Source organism: Flavobacterium sp. (genome assembly GCF_027531905.1).
Taxonomy (GTDB): Bacteria; Bacteroidota; Bacteroidia; order Flavobacteriales; family Flavobacteriaceae; genus Flavobacterium.
On record NZ_JAPZSU010000015.1, the window covers coordinates 1 to 5,951 of the forward strand.

General features: G+C 34.0%; 6 protein-coding genes. 3 read left to right on the forward strand and 3 right to left on the reverse strand.

The window, feature by feature from the left end:
* Window positions 1-254 precede the first annotated feature (254 nt).
* The 3 genes from O9307_RS05085 to O9307_RS05095 all read left to right on the forward strand — a co-directional run bounded on the left by O9307_RS05085 (window position 255) and on the right by O9307_RS05095 (window position 2,469).
* Window positions 255-701 (forward strand): thioredoxin family protein, encoded by a 447-nt coding sequence (locus O9307_RS05085; RefSeq protein ID WP_298295984.1) that lies wholly within the window; start codon window positions 255-257, stop codon window positions 699-701.
* A 254-nt stretch (window positions 702-955) separates the two neighbouring features.
* Window positions 956-1,777 carry a class D beta-lactamase gene (gene blaOXA / locus O9307_RS05090; protein WP_298295985.1) on the forward strand — a complete coding sequence of 274 codons (822 nt, stop codon included), beginning with the start codon at window positions 956-958 and terminating at the stop codon, window positions 1,775-1,777.
* A 197-nt stretch (window positions 1,778-1,974) separates the two neighbouring features.
* Window positions 1,975-2,469, forward strand: coding sequence for a hypothetical protein (locus tag O9307_RS05095; RefSeq protein ID WP_298295986.1), 495 nt, complete (start codon window positions 1,975-1,977; stop codon window positions 2,467-2,469).
* A gap of 296 nt (window positions 2,470-2,765) precedes the next feature.
* Here O9307_RS05095 and O9307_RS05100 read toward each other — a convergent pair whose 3' ends face one another.
* The 3 genes from O9307_RS05100 to O9307_RS05110 all read right to left on the reverse strand — a co-directional run.
* Window positions 2,766-4,709, reverse strand: coding sequence for an OmpA family protein (locus O9307_RS05100; RefSeq protein WP_298295987.1), 1,944 nt, complete (start codon window positions 4,707-4,709; stop codon window positions 2,766-2,768).
* A 12-nt stretch (window positions 4,710-4,721) separates the two neighbouring features.
* Window positions 4,722-5,651 carry a type IX secretion system membrane protein PorP/SprF gene (locus O9307_RS05105; RefSeq protein ID WP_298295988.1) on the reverse strand — a complete coding sequence of 310 codons (930 nt, stop codon included), beginning with the start codon at window positions 5,649-5,651 and terminating at the stop codon, window positions 4,722-4,724.
* Window positions 5,652-5,707: 56 nt separating this feature from the next.
* A partial coding sequence (locus O9307_RS05110) for a gliding motility-associated C-terminal domain-containing protein (RefSeq protein WP_298295989.1) occupies window positions 5,708-5,951 on the reverse strand: 244 nt, incomplete at its 5' end.

Genomic DNA, 5,951 nt, shown 5'->3' on the forward strand with positions numbered 1-5,951 from the left:
AGAAAATATAACGTGGCATAAAACGAGAATAACTTTTTTCGGCTTTTTAATTAAGCCCAAAAGTTATTTCCCGTTTTAGCCAAAAGACTAAAATGAAAGATAAACAATTAAAAAACGGTCAACTCTAATTAGGGAAGTACATTTGGAGCAAGTGAGTAAAAAATTACATGATTTTCAGCGTCTTGCTGCGCGAACCCACTGTAGTACCAGAATATTATTCAGTAATACCACAAAAAAACCTTAACAACAGAAAAATGAAAAAACTCGGAACAAGTTTAATAGTTATAGTTATTCTTTTAATATCAAATTACAGTGAAGCCCAAATTATTAAGTACACAGATTATGAGGTTGCAAAAAGTGAAGCTTTAAAGCAAAATAAAGATATATTGATTGTTCTTACGGGTTCTGAATGGTGTAAACCTTGTATAAAAATAAAAAAAAATGTCTTTCAAAATACAGCGTTTATAAAACTTGCAGAAGACAGGTTAATAATTCTTGAGATAAATTTAGATAGACACATAAATATGAGTTCAAAAGTCTATAAAGATTATGATTTTTTCAAAAATAAATATCAGACAAATGCATTGCCTAGTCTTATTTTAATAGACAAAAATGAGGTTACTAAATCTGTAATTAGTAAAGGATTGACATCTTTTGAAAAAACATATAATAGCCTTCGTGAACTAACAACTAAACAGTAAAAATTAAGTACTATTGCTCACCTCCTGCTCCTCGAAGCATACATCCCGCTGAAGTATGCTACCCGAATGTCTCCGACTTCGCGCCATTTTTAATCAGGTTGTAATCCGTAAATACGATAAAAGTCTCACGACTTTTTAGCCTAAATACCTTTAGAATAATAAGCTTTTAAAAACTGTAAAAACACCCCGCTGCGATAACTGAAACTTGTAACTCATCTTCGAGCAACAGCAACCTAAAAGAAACAAAATTAAAAATGAGAAAAATAATTATACTTTTACATCTGATGCTATTCGTACATCTTAAAGGAAATTGCCAAACTAAAATAGTACAACCAAAAGAAGTCGTTAAAACCGAATTTGGATCCATACTAGATAGTTTAAAAGTGAAAGGCTCAATTTTAATTTATGACGTAAAAAACAAAACATTTTTTTCCAACGATTTCACTTGGGCAAAAACTGGAGTAATTCCGGCATCAACTTTCAAAATTCCAAACTCAATTATTGCCTTAGAAACTGGAGTAATCAAAAATGATTCCGCACTATTTAAATGGAATGGTGAACCACGAAAATTTAAAAAATGGGAAGAAGATTTAACGTTCAAAAAAGCGTTTCAAGTTTCTTGCGTTCCTTGTTATCAAGAAATTGCTAGAAAGATTGGGGTAAAGAGAATGAAATCTTATTTGAAAAAATTGGAGTACATAGGTATGGTTTTCGACACCTTAACGATTGATACTTTTTGGTTACAAGGAAAATCGAAATTTTCACAAATGCAACAAATTGACTTTTTAAAAAGACTGTATTTCTCAAAATTACCAATTTCAAAAAGAACTGAAACTATAATGAAGGACATCATGCTGCTTGAAAAAACTGAAAGTTATGTTTTAAGCGGTAAATCAGGTTGGGGAATGCGAAATGAAATCAATAATGGTTGGCTTGTTGGATACTTAGAAACGGATAATGCTGTTTACTTTTTTGCAACAAACGTAGAAAAAGAAGCAACAACTATGGATGAATTTCCTTTAATTCGTTTAAATGCAACTAAAGAAGCATTTAAAAAACTAAAGCTGATTAAATAAAAAATGACTAAGCCACTATGGGCTGAAAGTCCATAGATTTGTTTTGGCAGACTGAAAGTCTGCAAGGTTAGAATATAATTTAACCGCAGATTCGCAAATTATTATAATTATTAATCTTTTAAAATCTGCGAATCTGCGGTGTATTTTTTTTACAAGCTAAAGCGATTTTAAACTCTATTTGAGACCAATAAAATTAAATGACCGAAATCCTAGTCATAAAAAACAAACCGAATTGGGTTATTGCCTTAACATTTCCTTTTGTGTTATTACTTTTGATCTTAATAATGCTTGTTTTTTTACCTATTGTTTCTGCAAGTAATACGTACTTGCTTTCTGCTTTGGATTACGTTTTTTCATTGATACCGTTTCTAGGATTTTTTATTCTCTTCCTTTACATTTGGTTATGGAATACTTTTGGCAAAGTGATTTTGGAAATCTCGCCTGAAAAAATAAATGTCACGAATAAAAACAAACTTTTCAATAAACCAAAAGAATATCTGAAATCTGAAATACAAAAAATTAGTATTGTAGATTTTGGAGTTGAGCAGACAAGATATTATACACGATTAAATTATTTATTTTCAAATTCTAACTACTCGATTACGATTCAAAAAGGTAGAGAAACTATCAGAATAGTTGATTGGTTGAGTCATGAAGAAGCACATAGCATCCTTGAAAAAATAAATCAATAAAACAACATCCCCTGATTGAAGCATACAAGCCGTTAAAGTATGCTGCGAACGTCTCCTACTTCTTGCTTTTCTTAATCAGATTATGCTCTAAAAAAAAGATGAAATTCCAAGTTGCCCTCCCTAACATGAACTATCATTATGTTAACAGATTTTGGAGCAAGTGGAAACTAAAAAAAAGTACTATATTCTTGTTTTTCAAAGCAATTAGTTTTTTTTCTTCATACCCCAAATACCCTCATAAAAAAATGCCCTCGTAAAAAAATTCAGAGGGCATTTTTTTTGATTTAGAAAAACTATTAAAGCGCAGTAATAATAAACTCGCTTCTTCGGTTCATTTGGTGTTGTTCTTCGGTGCAATTGGATTGGTTGGTTGGTTCACAACCGCAATCGTTGATGAGTTGCGATTCGCCATAGCCTTTTCCTGTGAGTCTTGATTTATCGATGCCTTTAGAAACTAACCAAGCAATAGTAGCCTTTGCTCTTCTTTCGGATAAAGCCAAGTTGTATACAGCAGTTTGTCTACAATCGGTATGGGAACGAATGTCGATTTTCATCGTTGGGATTTGTTGTAATACATCTAGTATTTTGTCCAAGTCCATAGCTGCTTCCTTGCGGATATTAGATTTACCCAAATCAAAATAAATCATTTTGATGCCAAAACATTTGCCTAAATCATCGCCTACGGTTACTTTGCAAATGCTAGCTTCTAGTTGTAAATCCACTGTAGTTTCGCCTGTGATTTCTGGCATTTTAATTGTTACTTCTTTTGAAATGTAACCTTCTTTGGTCGCTCTAACGCTGTAGGTTTTTCTACAATCGACCTTGAAGTTATATTTCCCTGACGTATCGGTTGTGGTCTCGCCAATAACTTCGTATTTTTTGTTCAAAAGCACCATTTGTACGCCTGCCAAAACAGCTCCTGATGCCTTGTCAGTTATGGTTCCTTTCAAGATTTGTTTGCATTTATCTTTACGGTTAAACCTGTAAATATCATCCGAACCCAATCCGCCATCGCGATTCGAGGAGAAGAAACCTTTGTTGGTTTCACTATCTCGATAATATCCAAAGTCATCTTTAGGAGAATTCACTTCGGCTCCTTCATTTTCAACTTCATCAAAAGTACCGTCATTATTGATTTTGGTCGTAAAAATATCCAAACCTCCTAGTCCAGGATGTCCATCTGAGGCAAAATACAATTGATTGTCTTTGGTTACAAATGGAAACGTTTCTCTTCCTTCGGTGTTGATTTCTGCGCCTAGATTAACGGGTTTTCCATAAGTTCCGTTGCTATTGATACTCACTTTATACAAGTCCGATTGCCCAATAGTTCCTGGTCTATCTGAAGAAAAATACAAGGTTTGCTCGTCGGGACTCAAGGCTGGGTGCGCCGAACTGAAATTATCGCTATTGAATGGCAATTCGGTTACGTTGGTCCATCTCTTGTCCACTAAAGTTGCTTTGTAGATTTTCAATAGCATAACTTTGTTGACGTCTTTTCCTTTCTTGCCATCCAAATAGTTGTTTCTGGTAAAATACATGGTATTGCCATCTTTGGTAAAAACTGGTGTAGCTTCATGAAATTTAGAATTGATGTTGGCATCGTAACGTTTCGGATTACTTGGAATAAGCTCTTGGTTGACTACAGCATCATATAAATTGGTAAAATGTTCGCCTGTCCAAGCGTCTTTGCTCTCTACTACTCCACCAATGTCTCTTGCTGAAGTAAAAATTAATTTATCATCTACAATGGCACTGCCGTAATCAGAATACTTGGAGTTGATACCTGCGTTTTCAATGGTATAGCTACCAACATTGGCTTTGATGCCTTCTAAATAACTTGTATTCTTTTTTAAGCGCTTTCCACGACTATCGCCACTTGATTTACTTTCAAATTTAGCGAGCACAGTTGCCGCTTCCTTCTCTTTTCCAATGGATTTTAGCGATTGAGCATAGCGGTAATAATATTCCGATGCTAACTCTGGTTGTAGTTGATACAACTTTTCATAGGAATGGGCTGCCATTTCAAAATCAGAATTAAAATAATACGCATTGCCCAATTTCATATACATATCCGCCGATTCGTAGCCTTTGGCAGCGAGGCGTTCATAGGTTTGAATGGCATCAACAAAAGCGTAATTATCGTATTGTTTATCTGCGTAAGCTAATTTGGCTTTTTGAGCAAAACTGGAACTCCAAAAAAAGGAGCTAATAACTAGACAAAGAAGGAACTGTTTTTTCATGATCTAATTTTTTTAGAAAAATCTTGGTGAAGTAATTTTTTCGTTGTTTTTGAAGATTTCATAACGCAAGAAAACCTCATGCGATCCTGAATTGTAGTTCTCTAAATTGGTGGTTTCTAAATCATATCCATAACCAATGTACATACCTTTTGTGACTTGAAATCCTACCATCGCACTCATGGCGGCACTCCATCGATACGCCAGACCAACTACAACTTTCTCTACAAACATAAAGTTGGCAGAAACATCAACTTGCAATGGAGCGCCTTGGACTAATTTAGTTAACAATGCGGGCTTGAATTGAATCTCGCTTGATAGGTCAAACACATGCCCCCCTATTAAATATAAATGCATTCGCTCTGAAGCTACCGAACTAGAGGTAAACGTTGACTGTCCTTTATCAAAATGCTTTGTTTCTAAAAAATTAGGAACAGACAAACCAAGATAAGTCTTGTCCGAATGGTAATAAACCCCGGCGCCAATATTTGGTGAAAACCTATTATCTATATTATATTGTGCCAAAACATCCCCTGGGTTATAAATATTTAATTTTGTGAAATCAACGTTTAAAAGGTTTACGGTGGTTTTTATACCAAATGATAACTTAAATTTTTCAGAAGTATTAATAGTATAAGACACATCTAGAGAAATTGAATTTTCGTCTGAAGGCCCAATTCTATCATTTATAACAGATAAACCTAACCCAATATTCGAATTTCTAATGGGCGTATTTAATGAAAATGCATTGGTTACAGGTGCTCCATCAAGACCAACCCACTGTGTTCTATGCAATCCGAAGATACTTAATACTTCACGAGTTCCAGCATACGCAGGGTTAATATTTATTGTATTGTACATATACTGAGTATATTGTGCATCTTGTTGCGAAAATCCAGAGATAGAGCTTAACGCAAACAACAGAATTATAATTAATTTTTTCATTTGTACAACTTTTTATTAATACAGGGAGTTATTGTTACTCCCTGATATTAAATTATTTATCTATTTATGTATAAATATCCAGATTTAGATTTTGTTACACCTGTAGTGTTGTGGGTATACTTAAACACATAGAAGTAAGTGCCTACTGGTAATTGAGACTCTTTAGCAATTGTAACTCGACCATTTGACTCGCCTGTGAAGAAGTTTTGGCTTTGTCCATATCCTTTAGTTTCAAAAACTAATACTCCCCATCGGTTATAAATTTCAAGGGTGTTTTGCGTATAGTTATCTAAATTTCTA